The organism is Eisenbergiella porci (assembly GCF_009696275.1).
GTDB lineage: Bacteria > Bacillota > Clostridia > Lachnospirales > Lachnospiraceae > Eisenbergiella > Eisenbergiella porci.
The window spans coordinates 1-14,015 of sequence record NZ_VUMI01000005.1 but is presented as its reverse complement, the minus strand read 5'-3'; the positions used below and the strand labels follow the sequence as shown (position 1 = coordinate 14,015).

Sequence of the window (14,015 nt, the reverse complement as noted above, 5' to 3'; positions counted from 1 at the left end):
TCTTTGTGGAAACGCTCCTATCTGCCTGCCGAAGCGGGCGGCTCATCAATACCGGTTCGGCATATCCGGCAGATCAATCCGGATTCCCAGATAACGGCAGGCTTCCTGGATGATATGGGAATAGCTTCCATGGATGCCGACCACATGATGGATATAAGGCCCGAAAATAAATTTTTTCTCCCATTTTACCCAGTTGTCCGTTTCGATCCACAGATAATTCCCGTTGGTAACCGGCCCGTCCACGCCTTTGGCTTCTCCTGCGAACATATAGTACTCTCCATGGTTCCCGTCAAAACGCAGTACGGTGACCGGACCGCCCTCCAGCTCATAAAAGCCCTTCCCCTCTTTCACAATCCGTCCGTTTGCATCCGCTTTCTTCAGCTTCTTGGCAAAGGAACCGCAGTGCCACAAAAGCTCCGCATTGTCATTTTCGGGATGCCTTATCGTAAGATCCGCCACAAAGGAGGGCGTTTTGTATCTTGCGGCGGCTACCGCCATTACGGAGGTGATTGCCGCGTGGACGTCGTTTTCACAGGCGGCAGGCAGGCCGCGGTCATTCAAATCTCCCAGGATAAAGCAGGGGGATACACCGTATTTTTTGCGGAACAGGTTCCAGCATTCACAGGAAAGGGCATTGCAGTCGTTTGCTTCGGCAAAGTCCATCAGCGCCAGCTCAATGGCGGCCAGAGGATATCTTTTTTCTCCCAGCGCGCTGATATCAAGCCCTGCGTCCACCAGCTCCTGCAAAAGCGCCTCCATGCGTTCCCTGTCCTCTGCCAGTATCCGGTCCACCCTGTCCAGAATCACCGTCGGCTCCCCGGGCACGATTTCGATATCGTATTTTTCCAGAAGCTCCGCCTCATTGACCATGACGCTTAAAAATTCCTTGGGGCGGCTGCTGATCCTGGCGATGCGCAGGGCGCGGAAGGCCTTTACCACATTGGCCGCGGCCAGAAAATCAGCCAGCTCTTTTTTCAGGATATCACTGTCAATTGCACAGTTTTCTATGTAGGAAAAAGTTACGCCGTAATGCATGAGCAGCTTGGTGGTGGCGAACATACCGCACTGGCTGTCGGTGGGCCGCCATTCCAGGCCGGTGGGCCGCCATTCCAGGCCGTTGGGGCAGCCGTCCCTGGGTCCCCAGATCAGAACCGGCAGATTCATATCCTTCGCCAGCCTGCCCACAGCCTCCTCCTGGCCGAAATTACAGTGGGGGAAGATCAGGGCGTCCACGCCGGCAGCCGTCAGCTTTTTGTAAGCCGCTTTCACATCGTGATATGTCATCAGCAGGCCTTCTTCATTAATGTCCTCAATAGTAACGATTTCAAAATCCAGTTCTTCCGCCAGCTCCCGGAAGCGTTTAACGACGGCTTCCTTCCGGCGGGTGGTAGTTTCATTGGCAAAGGCCTCTCTTCGGGTAGGAACCAGGCCTATTTTCAGCTGTTTGTCCAGATTTTTCATAGCTGCTCCCATCTGCCCGTCCCAACGGGCATGTGAAATATGTCTGTAAGTAACCGGTAACTGTCCGTTTCATATACCGTTACGCCTGCACCATACAATAGTTTTGTCAAACAACGTTTTATAATTCGGCAGGCTGTAAGCGAAGTCCCGGCTGTACTCATCCAGATACTTCATATCCTCTGCGGAAAGCTCCCATCCGCATGCGCCTGCGTTGTCATTTACCTGCTTCCTGTTCCTGGCGCCCACAATCGGCGCCGTCATGCCTTCACACTGCATTACCCAGCGGATGGCGGTCTGCGCCGGTGTTTTGCCATATCTGGCGGCGGCCTCCTTCACCCGTTCGGTTACGGCCAGCGCGCGTTCAAAGTTTTCCGGTGCAAACAGCGGCGTATTCTGTCTGGAATCCCCTTCCCTGAAGGTATGGCCCGGCTGCATGGAGCCGGTAAGAATACCCTGTCCCAGAGGCGAATAAGGGATTACGGCGATTTTGTTCTCAATGGCAAAGGGCAGGATATCCCTGTCAATAAAGCGCCAGAGAAGGCTGTAGCAGGGCTGTATCACATCAATCTCCCCGAAACGCAGCGCCTCCTTCATCTGTTCCAGGCTGAAATTGGATACGCCGATGGCTCCGATTTTTCCTTCGGCCTTCAGACGCATAAGCTCTGTCATGGTTTCTTCGATCGGCACGGTTTCCGAAGGATAATGGATGAAGAAGACATCTATATAATCCGTCTGCAGCCGCCGCATGGCCTCTTCCAGCCCTGGCTGCACCCTTTCCCGCGCCATATCTGTTTTCCAGAGCTTTGTAATGATAACACATTTATCCCGCACACCGCGGAGCGCTTCCCCGAGCAGCTCCTCCGCATGCCCCTTTCCGTAAATATAAGCTGTATCAAAGGTATTGATTCCGTGTTCCAGCGCGCATTGTATCGCCTCTGCGGATTCCCTGTCCTCGGCCCCTCCCCAGTAATCCTTTCCCATGAACCAGGTACCCTGGATGATTTCGGATACCTGAAGCTTTGTTTTACCCAATGACACCATTCCCATAAAATAACCCTCCATTCTGCTGGAGGACGGCGTGCCGTGTATGGACACGTCCTCCGTTTATAAATTGTTTCTGTAATAAGCCAGTCTGCGCTGTGCCTCCGTCCGGTCGATTTCGCCTGTTTCCAGGAACCTTTGCACCGTCTCCCGGTTGGGAATCCCGGTTCTTCCTCCGAAGCAGGTGCATTTTATGGCGGAAACCGCGCTGGCAAACCTGGCGCATTCCGGCGCGTCCATCCCTTCCAGCAGCCCCACGATATAGGCTCCATGAAAAACATCCCCGGCGCCCGTGGTATCCCTGACCGGCACCTGGAAGCTTTCCGTCCGGAAAAAACCATCCTGCGCCGTCATCCCCACGCTTCCCCTGCTTCCCAGCGTAACTATCGCCGTAGACGGGCCGGCCTCCAGCAGCTTCCTGCAGCCCTCCTCATAGGGCAGATTCCCGAACATATCCCGGTAGAAAAATTCCGAGGCGATAAAAACATCCAGACAGGGAAGCAGCTTCACAATCCCCTCCTGATAATTATCCGCATCCATCACCGTTACAATGCCGTGCTCCCTGGCAAAAAGAGCTGCCGCCGCGCTGGCAGGTCTGCCGTTTTCCAAATGAAGGTATTTTGCTTTGCCCAGATATTCATAATCGATTTCCTCCGGCAGCAGTTCTCCTGCGGTGCCCTCCTTGCCGATAAAAATCCTGGTTTTGTGCTCCTCCTCGGAAAGAGACAGGCAGAAGGGACTGGAGGTCCCCGGGGCATCCACGATGATGGCGGAGGTGTCCACACCATTGTAGCGGAAATCATTGATGATAAACTGGCCCCTGTGGTTTTCGCCTACCTTGGCCATCATGCCTGCGCTTCTCCCCAATCTGGCGGCAGCGGCCATTGCGGTCGCCACCTTGCCTCCCCCCTGGTAAAAAGCTTCGTTGGCGCCCGCCGCACCGTCCAGCCCGGGCATTTTGCTCACGTTGATCACCATATCATAGTAAGGGATCCCGATTCCCACAACATCCATAGTTTCCCTCCCTATAATGAGAAATGGTAAGGATTAATCCGGGCAATCCGTCCTCTGACAAAATCGATTACCTCTTCCCCTGCTTCTTTGTAATGCTCCAGGACAAATCCGTCCTCTCCCATATGCGCTGCAATACAGTTTTTACACTTTTCAAAAAATTCGGTTCCAATATTTACCTTATTGATTCCATATTTTACGGATTCGATCATCTGCTCTGCCGGAATGCCCGAGCCGCCGTGAAGGACCAGAGGGGTATCGATGGTTTTATTGATTTCATCCAGCCTGCGGATATCCAGGTGCGGCTCGCAGACATAATGTCCATGGCTGTTGCCTATGGCAACGGCGAGGGAATCCACGCCCGTCCCTGCAACAAAATCCCTTGCCATTTCAGGCTTTGTATAAAGCTCCTCGTTGCAGAAATCCTCTTTTCTGCTGCCCTGTCCCACGGTTCCCAGCTCTGCCTCCACATCCACTCCCAGCAGATGGGCGCATTTTACCACGCTTGCCGTAACCGACAGGTTCTCTTCAAAGGGACGCGCGGAGCCGTCATACATAATGGAAGGAAAGCCTGCCGCAATGCCGCCCACCGCTATCTCATAGGATTTGCCGTGATCCAGATGGACGCCTACCGGCACCTTTGCCTGCCTGGCAAGATCCACCGCTATGGCCGCCATAGTGCTGAATGGAATGAACCAGCTCATATCCGGGTAAAACATCAGCAGTACGGGCATCTTTTCCCTTTCCGCGGCCTCCACCACCCAGTGCGCGGACTGGTAATCGAATACATCGATGGCCGCCGCCGCAAACCGGTTTTCATCCGCCATTTTCAAGATACTTTTTACATCCATAAGTCCCATAGAAACCCTCCGTTTCTCCGCATAATGCGGTTACATCTATGACCGGCCGGCTTTGTGCCTGCCGGTTTTCCAAGCGCTGGTTTCTGATTCCAGGCTTTGTTCCCTGTATTTCCGCGGGCAACGAGCCAAACGGATGCACTCGTGCGTCCACTTGGCGACTGCCGCGAGGGTCAAATGCCCCGTTGCTTGCGGCGGGGTGTTTTTCATAAGCATAATAGTCCTTCGTATCATAGGCTCCTTCATGATCCTTCTGCTGGAAAACCGGCTTGTTATTAAGCTCCCCCTCTTCGTAATTGGGCAGCGGAATTTCATCCAGTCTGTTCAGGTATCTCTCCAGATACTCTGCCGGAGGATCAAAGGGATGATGGGGATTGAAGCAGTTCAGGGAGAACATCCATTCCTTCCTTAAAAATCCGTGCGCTTTCCATAAAGTGTATGGCTTCGTTGACGCACCAGGCAGTCTGGTGTCATTCTTCCTCCACGCCGGTTTGGACATAGGGGCAGTCCTCTCGGTCCGGCGTCAGATAATCCCTGCCGTTTTGCATCAGGAACTGGTTATAGGCATTGGCGGGCCAGTTCGTACCGTGGTGCGGCTACGGATGATGGGACCATTGGAAAAAATGATAGCCATCGTCAATGCGGGGTTCCATCAGCCTTCCTGTATTATCGTGGCAGGCCGACAGGTGAAGCTTGCCTGCCAGGCCGCAGTAATAGCCGTTATCGGCAAGAATTCTGGGAAGCAGCCGTTCCTTTGCATCAATATCCTGCCCGTTCTGCCTGGGGCCGCAGGTCCTGGGATAACGGCCGGTAAGGAAGCTTCCCCTGCTGGGCGCGCATACGGGGCTTTGTGCATAAGCGTTTTCAAACAACACCCCTTCGGAGGCAAGTCTGTCCAGATTCGGGGTATGAACCCATTCGTTTCCCGTGCAGCCCAGTGTATCGAACCGCTGCTGCTCCGTACAAATCCACAAAATATTCATAAAGTGCTCCGATCTGTCTGCTTTAGCAGACATTGAAATCAGGGAGGCCGATGGCAGGATTCACGCCCCGACACAGCTGTTTTCCTGAAATATACATCCAAAAATTATGTACCTATACCTATCTTGATTATATAAATTACACATTAAAATTCAATATAATAAATTAATAATATACATTTTATATGCAATGCATTCATTTAATACATTTTTTATGTATCTATCTATTGTTTTTTTGACAGTGATTGTCTATACTTTGTTTATAATCACATAACATATACGGCCCGAAAGACGGCTTCCATCGCAGGGCTGACGTTTCACCCATTATTGAAGGAGTATCCTATGTACGAAGAAGTCAAAAATAAAAAAGACATCGTTATGGATCTATCGGACACGGAAACTACCGCCAGGATATGCCGGGCCCTTTCTTCTGAAACCCGTCTGGAAATTCTCAAATGCCTGGTGGCGAAAGCCATGACCATCAGCGAACTGGCGGAGGCCTTCTATCTGCCCATGTCTTCCATGTGCCTGCACATCAAGACACTGAAAGAGGCCAATCTGATTACGGTGGTGCCCAAGCCTGGAATGCGGGGCTCACAGAAGCTGTGCGGCATTAAGACGGCCAATGTTTCCCTGGATGTATTTGCCCATGTGAACAAAATCACACGGAAGCCGCCGGCCTTTGTCAATATGCCAATCGGGCACTACTGCAACTGCGAAATTTCTCCGCCATGCGGCATTGCCTCCGCTGTTTCCTATCTTTATTATGAAGACAGCCCCTATGGCTTTTATTCCCCGGATCGCACAGATGCTTCCCTGCTGTGGTTTACCAGGGGCTTTCTGGAATACCAGTTTTCCAACTACTCCCTGCTTCAGGACAAAGTCTCCCAGATTGAGTTTTCCTTTGAGGTATGCTCCGAGGCGCCCGGCTATAACAATAACTGGCCGTCCGATATCACCTTTGAGCTGAACCATAAGAAAATCGTAACCTTCCTTACCAAAGGGGATTATGGCGGAAGGAAGGGAATCTATAATCCCAGCTGGTGGAGTGAATCCAACACACAGTTCGGTGAATATAAGAAAATTTATGTCACCCACAGCGGCTGCTACATGGACAATCAGAAAATATCGGATGAAACCATTGAAAGCCTGGGGCTGCTGAATGATTATTTCTTCTCCTTCATCCTGAAAGTGGACAGTGACAGCCAGCATGTAGGGGGCATGAATCTGTTCGGGAAGCATTTCGGCGACTATGCCCAGGACATTGTAATGAAAGTAGAATACGAAAACGGCTGATTTGCCCGGAAAGGAACGTTATGTTTAATCAGGAAAGCACTCTGGTAACAATATTGAATAAAGCGGCGGATATGGTCATCTTAAGCGTGCTGTGGTGTGTATGCAGCCTGCCCGTGCTCACGATCGGGGCCGCCTCTGCCGCCCTGTACCATACCTCAATCCGTGTCCTGCGGCAGAACCGGGGATATGCCTTTGCCACCTTCCGGGATTCCTTTAAGGAAAACCTGAGGCAGACGCTTCCTTTTACCGCCCTTCTGCTGTTCCTCTACGCCCTGTTCGGCGTCACCGGCTATGTGTGCTGGCAGAGGCCGGACAGCATGATTGCAGGTATGTATGTTTTTTTCTCCCTCTTTTCCATTCTTGTGTGCCTGACGGTTCAGATACACGGGTTTGCGCTGATGGGAAGATTCCGCCTCAGAAGACAGGAGCTGTTTACCCTGCTGGTCAGACTTACTTTCGGTCATCTTGTAAAAAATTTTCTGCTGCTCTGCCTGTTTCTGTTTGCAGTTGAACTTTCCATCTATTATCCGCCGTTGCTGTTTATCGTGCCTGCCGGTTTCTTCTTCCTCTCCTCCTACCTGCAGGAGCCTGTTTTCAAAAAACATATCAATTACCAGGAAGAGGATCCGTTAGAAGAGCTTTCAAAGTGAACAAAAGGACCGGCAAAACCTGCCGGTCCTTTTTAGATACGCTCCAGTCTGTTATCTTGTAACTTCTACGGACAGGACATCTCCGTCTATTTTCATTTCATCAATTCTGGCAGACCGGGCATCCTCCGGCAGATTTATGTCTCCAATATCACGCCCGTGATACACGATATAGCATGTTCCGTTATCAAAGATCACGCTGTTATGCCCCATCCCTTCCACAAAATCATTTTTGGAAAGAAGCGGCGCGTAGGTGGTATCGTCAGGAAATTTTTTCCAGTCCAGCGTTCGTAAATCCGCGTCCGGATCCCCGTGCGCCACGCTGTAGCCGATAAAATATGTAGGATTCTGGTGGCAGGCGCCGGAGTACATCAGATAATGCGTATTCCCTTGATTGAAATAAAAAGCGCCCTCTATGGTATGCCAGTGCTCTCCCTTTTTGAAACGGTCGCGCTGATAAATCTCTTCATCCAGGGTGGGACGGATGACGCACACCGGTTTTCCTTCCATGGTAAACGGATCTGTCATTTTATCGCACATTACTACCGTTCCTACACGCTGGGCCTCGTATTCGTTTACACAGTAAAATAAATACATTCCTGAAGGGGTAACTACCATATGGGGATCGATGGAGAACGGAGGGAGAAGGTTCTTCACAAACCGGAACGGTCCCCCGGGGCAGTCAGCAACCGCGACTCTCATGGTCTGGCCATGCTCATCATCGCTGTCTTCATCCATGCTTGAATAATACATATAATATTTACCGTCAATTTCGATCACGCAGGGCGCCCAGCAATTCTTCTGCCCCGGCGCTTCCAGGCAGCAGCCCTTGTATTCCCAGCCGTCAAGCAGACTGTCGCTGCAAAATAGCTGGGGGCCGGGATTCCCTGTGACGTAGATATAATATCTGCCGTCGCCGGCTTTGATCATATAGGGGTCCGGCTGGCCGAGAGGAGCCCTGTCATCTGGTTTACGTTTATAAAGCTTCATTGTCTGTCTTCCTTCCTGTATTATATAATATTTGGTTATATTTTAACCGCTATTTTACAGAACTGTCAATCTGTCCTTCAATAATATATTTCTGCAGGAACAGATACAGCAGGATGACCGGCAGAAGGCCCAGCGCACAGGTAGCACAGGCCTTCGGCAGATTGCCGACGCCGTTCGTTCTGTTGAAGGCTGATTTGATTACCAGGATAATTGTAAATTTGGATTTATCCTGCAGCAAATACATGGGCATCAGATAGTTATTCCAGCAGCCGGTGGCGGACATGATAATTCTTGTAACCGTAACCGCCTTCAGCTGGGGCATGATGATCTGCGTGAAGGTCCTGAGCACTCCGGCTCCGTCAATGGCTGCAGCCTCGTCCAGCGCCGTGGGAATGGAAACAACAAAGTTAACATACATAAACATGGTGCCGGGGATGCCTCCCGCCGCAGACAGAAGAGCCAGTCCGTAAAGCGTGTTGGTCATATGGAATTTTACCATCAGTCCGTAGGTGCCGACCAGCAGGGCAACGCTGGGTATCATCATGATGCCCATGTTGATATTACGGATGGATTCCGCGAGCCTGCCGCTGCTTCTTGCAAGCCCGTAGGCGGCAAGCGCGGACAGGACGATTTCCAGAGTGACGGTTTCCACCACCAGAATGATGGAATTCTTAAAGCCTAGCCATAGATCACCGCTTTTGAATACCTCAACATAGTTTCCAAAATTCCAGGCGGCCGGCAGGGACAGCTTGGTGCCCAGATCCTGCAGCGTCCTGAAGGACAGGTTCAGCATGATATAAATAGGGAGCAGATAAATCAGAATCAACAGGATGGCTACAATATAGCACCACCATACGGAGTGGGTATTTGGTCCTTTGGATTTTTTCAGCTTTCCTTCCATCAATACTCAACCTCCTTCTTGCGCAGATATGCATTTACCGGCAGGGCGATTATCATAATGATAAAGAATGTCATAATGCCCACGGCAGATGCATAGCCTGCTTTTTCATCGTTAAAATAAAGCTGGGATATGTAGAATGACAGGGACATGGACTTCCTGTTCGGTCCGCCGTTGGACATGGCCACGATGGCGTCAAACAGCTTGAAACCGCCGATTAAGTTGGTTACAACCGCTGTGGTAATGGACGGAATCAGCAAAGGCAGCGTCACATAAATGAATTCCTTCATTTTGCCGGCGCCGTCCAGCCTGGCGGCTTCCTTATACATGGAAGGGATATTCTGCAGTCCTGCCAGATAGATAATCATACAAAGCCCCATGTACTGCCAGGAGTTGGCAAGCATAATCATCAGCGTTGAGGAGAGGCCGGTTTTCATCCAATATATGGGGGAGATTCCGATGATTCCCAAAAGCTCATTGAAAACACCGCCCTCCGCCTGTACAAAGTAGTAAAGGATCTGGCCCATGATGAACGCGGAAATCATGATAGGCATATACAGAATTACCCTGACCCCGTTCCTGCCTTTGAATTTGTTATTCAGGAACAGCGCCGCAGCAAGGCCGCACACATTCTGGAAAAAGGTGGAACCAAAGCCGTAGATCATTGTATTCAGCGTCGCGCGCCAGAACAGATTATCCGTAAAAAGATTTACAAAATTTTTCAGACCATACCAGCGCATGTTCTGGGAATATCCATTCCATTTAAAAAAAGAGATTCTGACCGCATTAACAAGCGGCGCCGCTATGAACAGTATCATCAGAGCCAATGCCGGAATAGTCAGGGAAAGATATATCCATTTTCTTTTCTTCAAAGTATGACCCCCTTATATTAAAACTGGTGAGATGGCATTGCCACCCCACCATCGTTTTAGTTTAATCAGTTATATCAGCCCTCTTTAGCTGCTTCATATAAATCCTGGTAGTTCTCAAGCAGATATTCAATCACTTCATCCTGTCCTTTTTCACTGTGGTTATCGAAAAGCATATTGCTTGCATTTCCGAATATCGGCCACATTCCGGAAGGCATATACTGTCTGTCCCAAAGGTTTTCATAGAAGATATCGCAGTCAGCGCATTTTTCCTTCATATCCTGGAATACCTTCAGGCCGTAGCCGTCGTCAATAGCCATGGTGGATTTCAGACAGCTGATTTTACCGGTTGCGGCATTCATTTCTTTTGCCACTTCAGGGCGAGCCATGTACTCTAAGAAAACTTTTGCCGCATCAGCATTCTTAGTGTCTTTCCAGATACCGAAGGTATCGCCTTCGCCGATGCCCACATGCTCTTTTCCGCCTTCTTTGGATGCAAAGGAAGGAAGGAAAATAAAGTTGGCGTCAGGATTCAGGGTAAGGCAGGTAAGCATTACGGAAGGGTCGTTGCCGAGGCAGAAGGCGCCCTTGCCGGCTGCAAAACGCTCGGTCAGGTCGGTATCAACCAGTGTAAGGATATCATCGAAGTAATAGCCTGATTCAATCCAGCCGGACATGTATTTAATCAGGGATTCTTTGTAATGCTGCCAGTCATAGGAGCCGTCAAGCATTGCTGCGGAATCCTGGAACATTTCGCCGTCGTAGCTTACAAAGGTTCCTGCAAAGTTCGCCAGCAGTCCGGGATTAGATAATACGCAGATGGGAGTGGTTCCGGAGGCTTTGATCTTTTCACATGCCGCTGTGAAATCATCCCATGTATGGATTGTATACGGAGCAACGCCTGCAGCATCACATACGTCGGTGTTAACCAGTGTTCCGTTAATCAGTTCAGAAATCATCAGAACATAGATTGCGCCGTCGTCGTCCTGGATAACGCCCAGTGCGGAATCATCATAGTCGGAAACCCAGGGCTGATCCTTCAGATCCATCAGATACTCTTTATAACGGAGGATTGACCATCCGTGTGTCTGGAATACGTCGGGAAGCTCATTAGCCGCCATACGTGTCTTTAAGGTGTTTTCGTAATCTGTGCCGTATTCCGCGATATTCACAGTACATCCATATTCTTCTTCGAACTTTTTAACCAGTCCCTGGAAAGTGGTTGCCTGATCACCTGTATAGGTAACCGCTACCTCCAGTGTACTTCCGCTGATGTCTGTCCCTTCTGCAGACGCGCTTGCAGCGGGGGCAGCCTCATCGTTCCCTGCTTCGGAAGCAGCCTCTTTGGCAGGTTCCTTGGCGGGTTCCGAAGCAGCCGGAGCAGTTGTCGTATTTCCTCCGCATGCCGTAAGCGACAGAACCATAGCTGCTGATAATAATACAGCGCCCAGTCTCTTCATAACCATTTCCTCCTATCTCGAAATTTGTTTTACAGTTCCGGCAGGTGACAAATACGGTAATTAACAGCTTTTATTTTATTAATGCAGTATTACTGTATCAATACTGTTCCTTTTCCGCGTTGTCAATCCCTGAATGTAATTTTTAAATTGACTATCAATTCTGCTTATTGTTTGTGTAAAATAATCATTTTGACTATGCGATAGGCCTATCTTAATAGTCTGATCTGTTTATTTATGTATTTATTATATATTTACGTTGCTGTATTTTCCATAGTATTTATTTATTTTATACAAATTATATGCGCAACACATATTTGCTACAATTTTTATGTAGTTATTGCGGTGGTATTAAAAGAATTTCATGAAGATAGGTTGCTTCAGAATTTAAGCGGGATGACAGATGACAGATAAAAAACAGCGGCGGCGAACCGGAATGCTGCCGTTCCGATCCGCCGCCGCTGTCTGCTGGTGCCAAAAAGTGCCGCACATCAGTATCAGCATATAAGATTTATCATATACATATATAACTTCCCAGGTAAAAATTTTCAGCTTCTGAAAAATTTTTTCTTTGTCCGGATTTCCTGTTTCCATCTGCAGCAGTCATTCAGGTGAAGCATGACATGCCGTGTGGGCGGCATCAGCAATAAGCCGGCCACATCCTTTTTCCCCCAGAAATCAAGGAGCCAGGCGGATTCCTCCTGCTGTGTGACGCCGCCTTCCTGCCGTATCCTGGCAATATCCTCACAGGAAACCTTCCGTTTCAAAGCTTCGCTGTCCAGTTCCCGAACTATCTTTCTTGTACGCTCTCCCACTGCGTTCCGGTAGCTGATAAGCTCCGCAGTATTTATATTTTTGCTGAGAAGCATGATTTCATCGTCTGTCAATGCATTTCCTGTATCGGTAATGGAGACATTCAGCCGTTTCTGCCATTCCTCATTAAACAGCTGGTTACCCTTTGCGGCAAGGATTCCCATAGTGAGATCCTCTATTCGGGCAATATGCCAGAGTACCCAGGCAATAGTTTCATCCCTGCCCGAAGGCATTACCGCATATTCGCTGTCCGTAAGATCACTCAGAAGGGCATCCACTTCATTGGGCTGTGTCCCGGAAATCCGGGATAAATGCAGGGACGCATGTATTTCCAGGAACAGCTGCGCCGCCTGCTCCAGCATGGACGGCCTGCGTATGATTCTGCTGAGTTCCTTATGTTTTTCACTGAGACCTTCCCCAAAGTATTTCATTCAGCTACTCCTTCTCTTTCGGCGTTTCGTAAGCTGTTGTCATCTGTGCTGTGCGATGGATTATCTGGCAATACCGTATAGCCGTGCCGGGCAAGAAGCGCCATGGCCCTTTCAAAGCTTTCCTCTTTTGTCAGCACATAGTCTGTGTTGTAGGTTGATACCACCGGCTTTATTGCTCAGGTGCTGTCTGCCCGGGGGTTTTTTCGTCTGAGGCTGTATCCAGCTGAAGCTCTTCCAGCAGCCGGGCAATCCGTTCCTGGGCGGTAATAATCGAACGGTTCACATTTTCCGCATGCCTGCGGTATAGCTCCTGCGCGGATTCCATGTCATCTTCCTCCGGATATCCCGGCTCTGGTTCCTCTGTTATGACGGCCGGTTCCTCCTTTGAAAGCTGTGTATCCAAAGATTTGCTTTCCAAAGTGTCCAAAGCTTCGGCTTCCGGGAATGTCCGGGCAGTCGTTTCTTCAATGTTAGACGGTGCGGGAACCGGTTCTTCCATAGATGCAGATTCTTCCATTCCCATAAAGCCGGCGCTTAATTCGGGCATTGGCTCCGGCGCTGAAGCCTCCGGTGAAAAAGGGATTCCGGCCTTTCTTTCCTGTCTTGCCGCACGGGCAGCGGGCACCAGCTTTTCCAGCACTCCATTCAATCCGCTTTTCCTTGCTTCGCCATTTCCCTTTACAATCCTGTGATCCGCCTCAAGCCTGCGGCAGCGCTCCATAAGCTCATGATTGCTTTTTTTCAGCCGTTCAGTCTGACGCTGGATTTCCTGAAGCCGGCGAAGCTTTGTCTCTCCGTCCCGGACTGAATTCCTGAGTCTTCTGCATTCCGCTTCCAGCCGGCCCAGCTGTTCTTTGCAGGAAAGAAGGGCATTTTTCAGCTCCCCATTTGCTTTCTTTTCCTGTTCAAGCTTTGCTTTTATGCCTGCATTTTCTTTACTGGCGAGAATCTTTACCGTTTCCTTCTCATTTTCAAGGGAACGGACGTAGTCCATCACATCTTCCTTCTGATATCCGCCGAACACTGTGGTCCGGAAAATGTCTTTATTCGCCATTTCCCATTCCTCCCTCTCTGCAGGGGTAGTGTCAAGTTTCACTACCGTTTTTTATTGTTAAACCTTGATTTTATGGGAGTTTACAATAAAAAGAGCATTGACCTCCCTTTTATGGTATAATGTCACTCGCCAAAACAACCTTATACGAAAGGAGCCAATGCTCATGGACATTATACTTTATTTACTTACCTTCGTTCAATACCAACAGCG

General features: G+C 49.8%; 14 protein-coding genes and 1 pseudogene. 2 read left to right on the top strand and 13 right to left on the bottom strand.

What is annotated here, in order from left to right; translation table 11 throughout:
- Positions 1 to 45: 45 nt before the first annotated feature.
- The 6 genes from FYJ45_RS04190 to FYJ45_RS30030 all read right to left on the bottom strand — a co-directional run bounded on the left by FYJ45_RS04190 (position 46) and on the right by FYJ45_RS30030 (position 5,353).
- Positions 46 to 1,461, bottom strand: coding sequence for an L-fucose/L-arabinose isomerase family protein (locus FYJ45_RS04190; RefSeq protein WP_195841649.1), 1,416 nt, complete (start codon positions 1,459 to 1,461; stop codon positions 46 to 48).
- Between the two features lie 69 nt (positions 1,462 to 1,530).
- The gene (locus tag FYJ45_RS04185; RefSeq protein WP_195841648.1) at positions 1,531 to 2,508 is read right to left on the bottom strand and encodes an aldo/keto reductase; all 978 of its coding nucleotides are present in this window, start codon (positions 2,506 to 2,508) and stop codon (positions 1,531 to 1,533) included.
- Positions 2,509 to 2,565: 57 nt separating this feature from the next.
- Positions 2,566 to 3,516 carry a carbohydrate kinase family protein gene (locus tag FYJ45_RS04180; protein ID WP_154463614.1) on the bottom strand — a complete coding sequence of 317 codons (951 nt, stop codon included), beginning with the start codon at positions 3,514 to 3,516 and terminating at the stop codon, positions 2,566 to 2,568.
- A gap of 11 nt (positions 3,517 to 3,527) precedes the next feature.
- Positions 3,528 to 4,373 (bottom strand): class II fructose-bisphosphate aldolase, encoded by an 846-nt coding sequence (locus FYJ45_RS04175; RefSeq protein WP_154463613.1) that lies wholly within the window; start codon positions 4,371 to 4,373, stop codon positions 3,528 to 3,530.
- Positions 4,330 to 4,869, bottom strand: coding sequence for a hypothetical protein (locus tag FYJ45_RS30035; protein WP_207708388.1), 540 nt, complete (start codon positions 4,867 to 4,869; stop codon positions 4,330 to 4,332). The genes FYJ45_RS04175 and FYJ45_RS30035 overlap by 44 nt, the downstream gene beginning before the upstream one ends.
- A gap of 97 nt (positions 4,870 to 4,966) precedes the next feature.
- Positions 4,967 to 5,353 (bottom strand): sulfatase-like hydrolase/transferase, encoded by a 387-nt coding sequence (locus FYJ45_RS30030; RefSeq protein WP_207708387.1) that lies wholly within the window; start codon positions 5,351 to 5,353, stop codon positions 4,967 to 4,969.
- A 339-nt stretch (positions 5,354 to 5,692) separates the two neighbouring features.
- Here FYJ45_RS30030 and FYJ45_RS04165 point away from each other — a divergent pair, with 339 nt between their 5' ends.
- Together FYJ45_RS04165 and FYJ45_RS04160 are read left to right on the top strand one after the other, a co-directional pair.
- The gene (locus FYJ45_RS04165; protein WP_154463612.1) at positions 5,693 to 6,646 is read left to right on the top strand and encodes an ArsR/SmtB family transcription factor; all 954 of its coding nucleotides are present in this window, start codon (positions 5,693 to 5,695) and stop codon (positions 6,644 to 6,646) included.
- Between the two features lie 20 nt (positions 6,647 to 6,666).
- Complete coding sequence (locus tag FYJ45_RS04160; RefSeq protein WP_154463611.1) at positions 6,667 to 7,296, top strand: YesL family protein; 630 nt, start codon at positions 6,667 to 6,669, stop codon at positions 7,294 to 7,296.
- A gap of 51 nt (positions 7,297 to 7,347) precedes the next feature.
- Here FYJ45_RS04160 and FYJ45_RS04155 read toward each other — a convergent pair whose 3' ends face one another.
- The 7 genes and pseudogenes from FYJ45_RS04155 to FYJ45_RS04125 form a co-directional block, all read right to left on the bottom strand.
- The gene (locus tag FYJ45_RS04155; protein ID WP_154463610.1) at positions 7,348 to 8,283 is read right to left on the bottom strand and encodes a glycoside hydrolase family 43 protein; all 936 of its coding nucleotides are present in this window, start codon (positions 8,281 to 8,283) and stop codon (positions 7,348 to 7,350) included.
- Between the two features lie 49 nt (positions 8,284 to 8,332).
- Positions 8,333 to 9,184 carry a carbohydrate ABC transporter permease gene (locus FYJ45_RS04150; protein WP_021640163.1) on the bottom strand — a complete coding sequence of 284 codons (852 nt, stop codon included), beginning with the start codon at positions 9,182 to 9,184 and terminating at the stop codon, positions 8,333 to 8,335.
- Positions 9,184 to 10,053 (bottom strand): carbohydrate ABC transporter permease, encoded by an 870-nt coding sequence (locus FYJ45_RS04145; RefSeq protein ID WP_025489851.1) that lies wholly within the window; start codon positions 10,051 to 10,053, stop codon positions 9,184 to 9,186. The genes FYJ45_RS04150 and FYJ45_RS04145 overlap by 1 nt, the downstream gene beginning before the upstream one ends.
- A 74-nt stretch (positions 10,054 to 10,127) precedes the next feature.
- Complete coding sequence (locus FYJ45_RS04140) at positions 10,128 to 11,510, bottom strand: ABC transporter substrate-binding protein (RefSeq protein ID WP_195841647.1); 1,383 nt, start codon at positions 11,508 to 11,510, stop codon at positions 10,128 to 10,130.
- A gap of 545 nt (positions 11,511 to 12,055) precedes the next feature.
- Entirely contained in the window at positions 12,056 to 12,751 is a 696-nt protein-coding gene (locus FYJ45_RS04135; protein WP_102288903.1) for a DinB family protein, read from the bottom strand.
- Positions 12,748 to 12,915, bottom strand: a pseudogene (locus tag FYJ45_RS30320) (hypothetical protein); the annotation flags it as partial. The pseudogene FYJ45_RS30320 and the gene FYJ45_RS04135, both read right to left, overlap by 4 nt.
- 5 nt (positions 12,916 to 12,920) lie before the next feature.
- Positions 12,921 to 13,805 carry a hypothetical protein gene (locus tag FYJ45_RS04125; protein WP_154463608.1) on the bottom strand — a complete coding sequence of 295 codons (885 nt, stop codon included), beginning with the start codon at positions 13,803 to 13,805 and terminating at the stop codon, positions 12,921 to 12,923.
- Positions 13,806 to 14,015 lie beyond the last annotated feature (210 nt).

Coding starts and splice junctions, on each gene's coding strand:
- FYJ45_RS30030 (WP_207708387.1), bottom strand. CDS start 5,353: ATGAATATTTTGTGGATTTGTACGGAGCAGCAGCGGTTCGATACACTG.
- FYJ45_RS04140 (WP_195841647.1), bottom strand. CDS start 11,510: ATGAAGAGACTGGGCGCTGTATTATTATCAGCAGCTATGGTTCTGTCG.
- FYJ45_RS04190 (WP_195841649.1), bottom strand. CDS start 1,461: ATGAAAAATCTGGACAAACAGCTGAAAATAGGCCTGGTTCCTACCCGA.
- FYJ45_RS30035 (WP_207708388.1), bottom strand. CDS start 4,869: ATGTCCAAACCGGCGTGGAGGAAGAATGACACCAGACTGCCTGGTGCG.
- FYJ45_RS04175 (WP_154463613.1), bottom strand. CDS start 4,373: ATGGGACTTATGGATGTAAAAAGTATCTTGAAAATGGCGGATGAAAAC.
- FYJ45_RS04165 (WP_154463612.1), top strand. CDS start 5,693: ATGTACGAAGAAGTCAAAAATAAAAAAGACATCGTTATGGATCTATCG.
- FYJ45_RS04135 (WP_102288903.1), bottom strand. CDS start 12,751: ATGAAATACTTTGGGGAAGGTCTCAGTGAAAAACATAAGGAACTCAGC.
- FYJ45_RS04150 (WP_021640163.1), bottom strand. CDS start 9,184: ATGGAAGGAAAGCTGAAAAAATCCAAAGGACCAAATACCCACTCCGTA.
- FYJ45_RS04125 (WP_154463608.1), bottom strand. CDS start 13,805: ATGGCGAATAAAGACATTTTCCGGACCACAGTGTTCGGCGGATATCAG.
- FYJ45_RS04185 (WP_195841648.1), bottom strand. CDS start 2,508: ATGGGAATGGTGTCATTGGGTAAAACAAAGCTTCAGGTATCCGAAATC.
- FYJ45_RS04180 (WP_154463614.1), bottom strand. CDS start 3,516: ATGGATGTTGTGGGAATCGGGATCCCTTACTATGATATGGTGATCAAC.
- FYJ45_RS04160 (WP_154463611.1), top strand. CDS start 6,667: ATGTTTAATCAGGAAAGCACTCTGGTAACAATATTGAATAAAGCGGCG.
- FYJ45_RS04155 (WP_154463610.1), bottom strand. CDS start 8,283: ATGAAGCTTTATAAACGTAAACCAGATGACAGGGCTCCTCTCGGCCAG.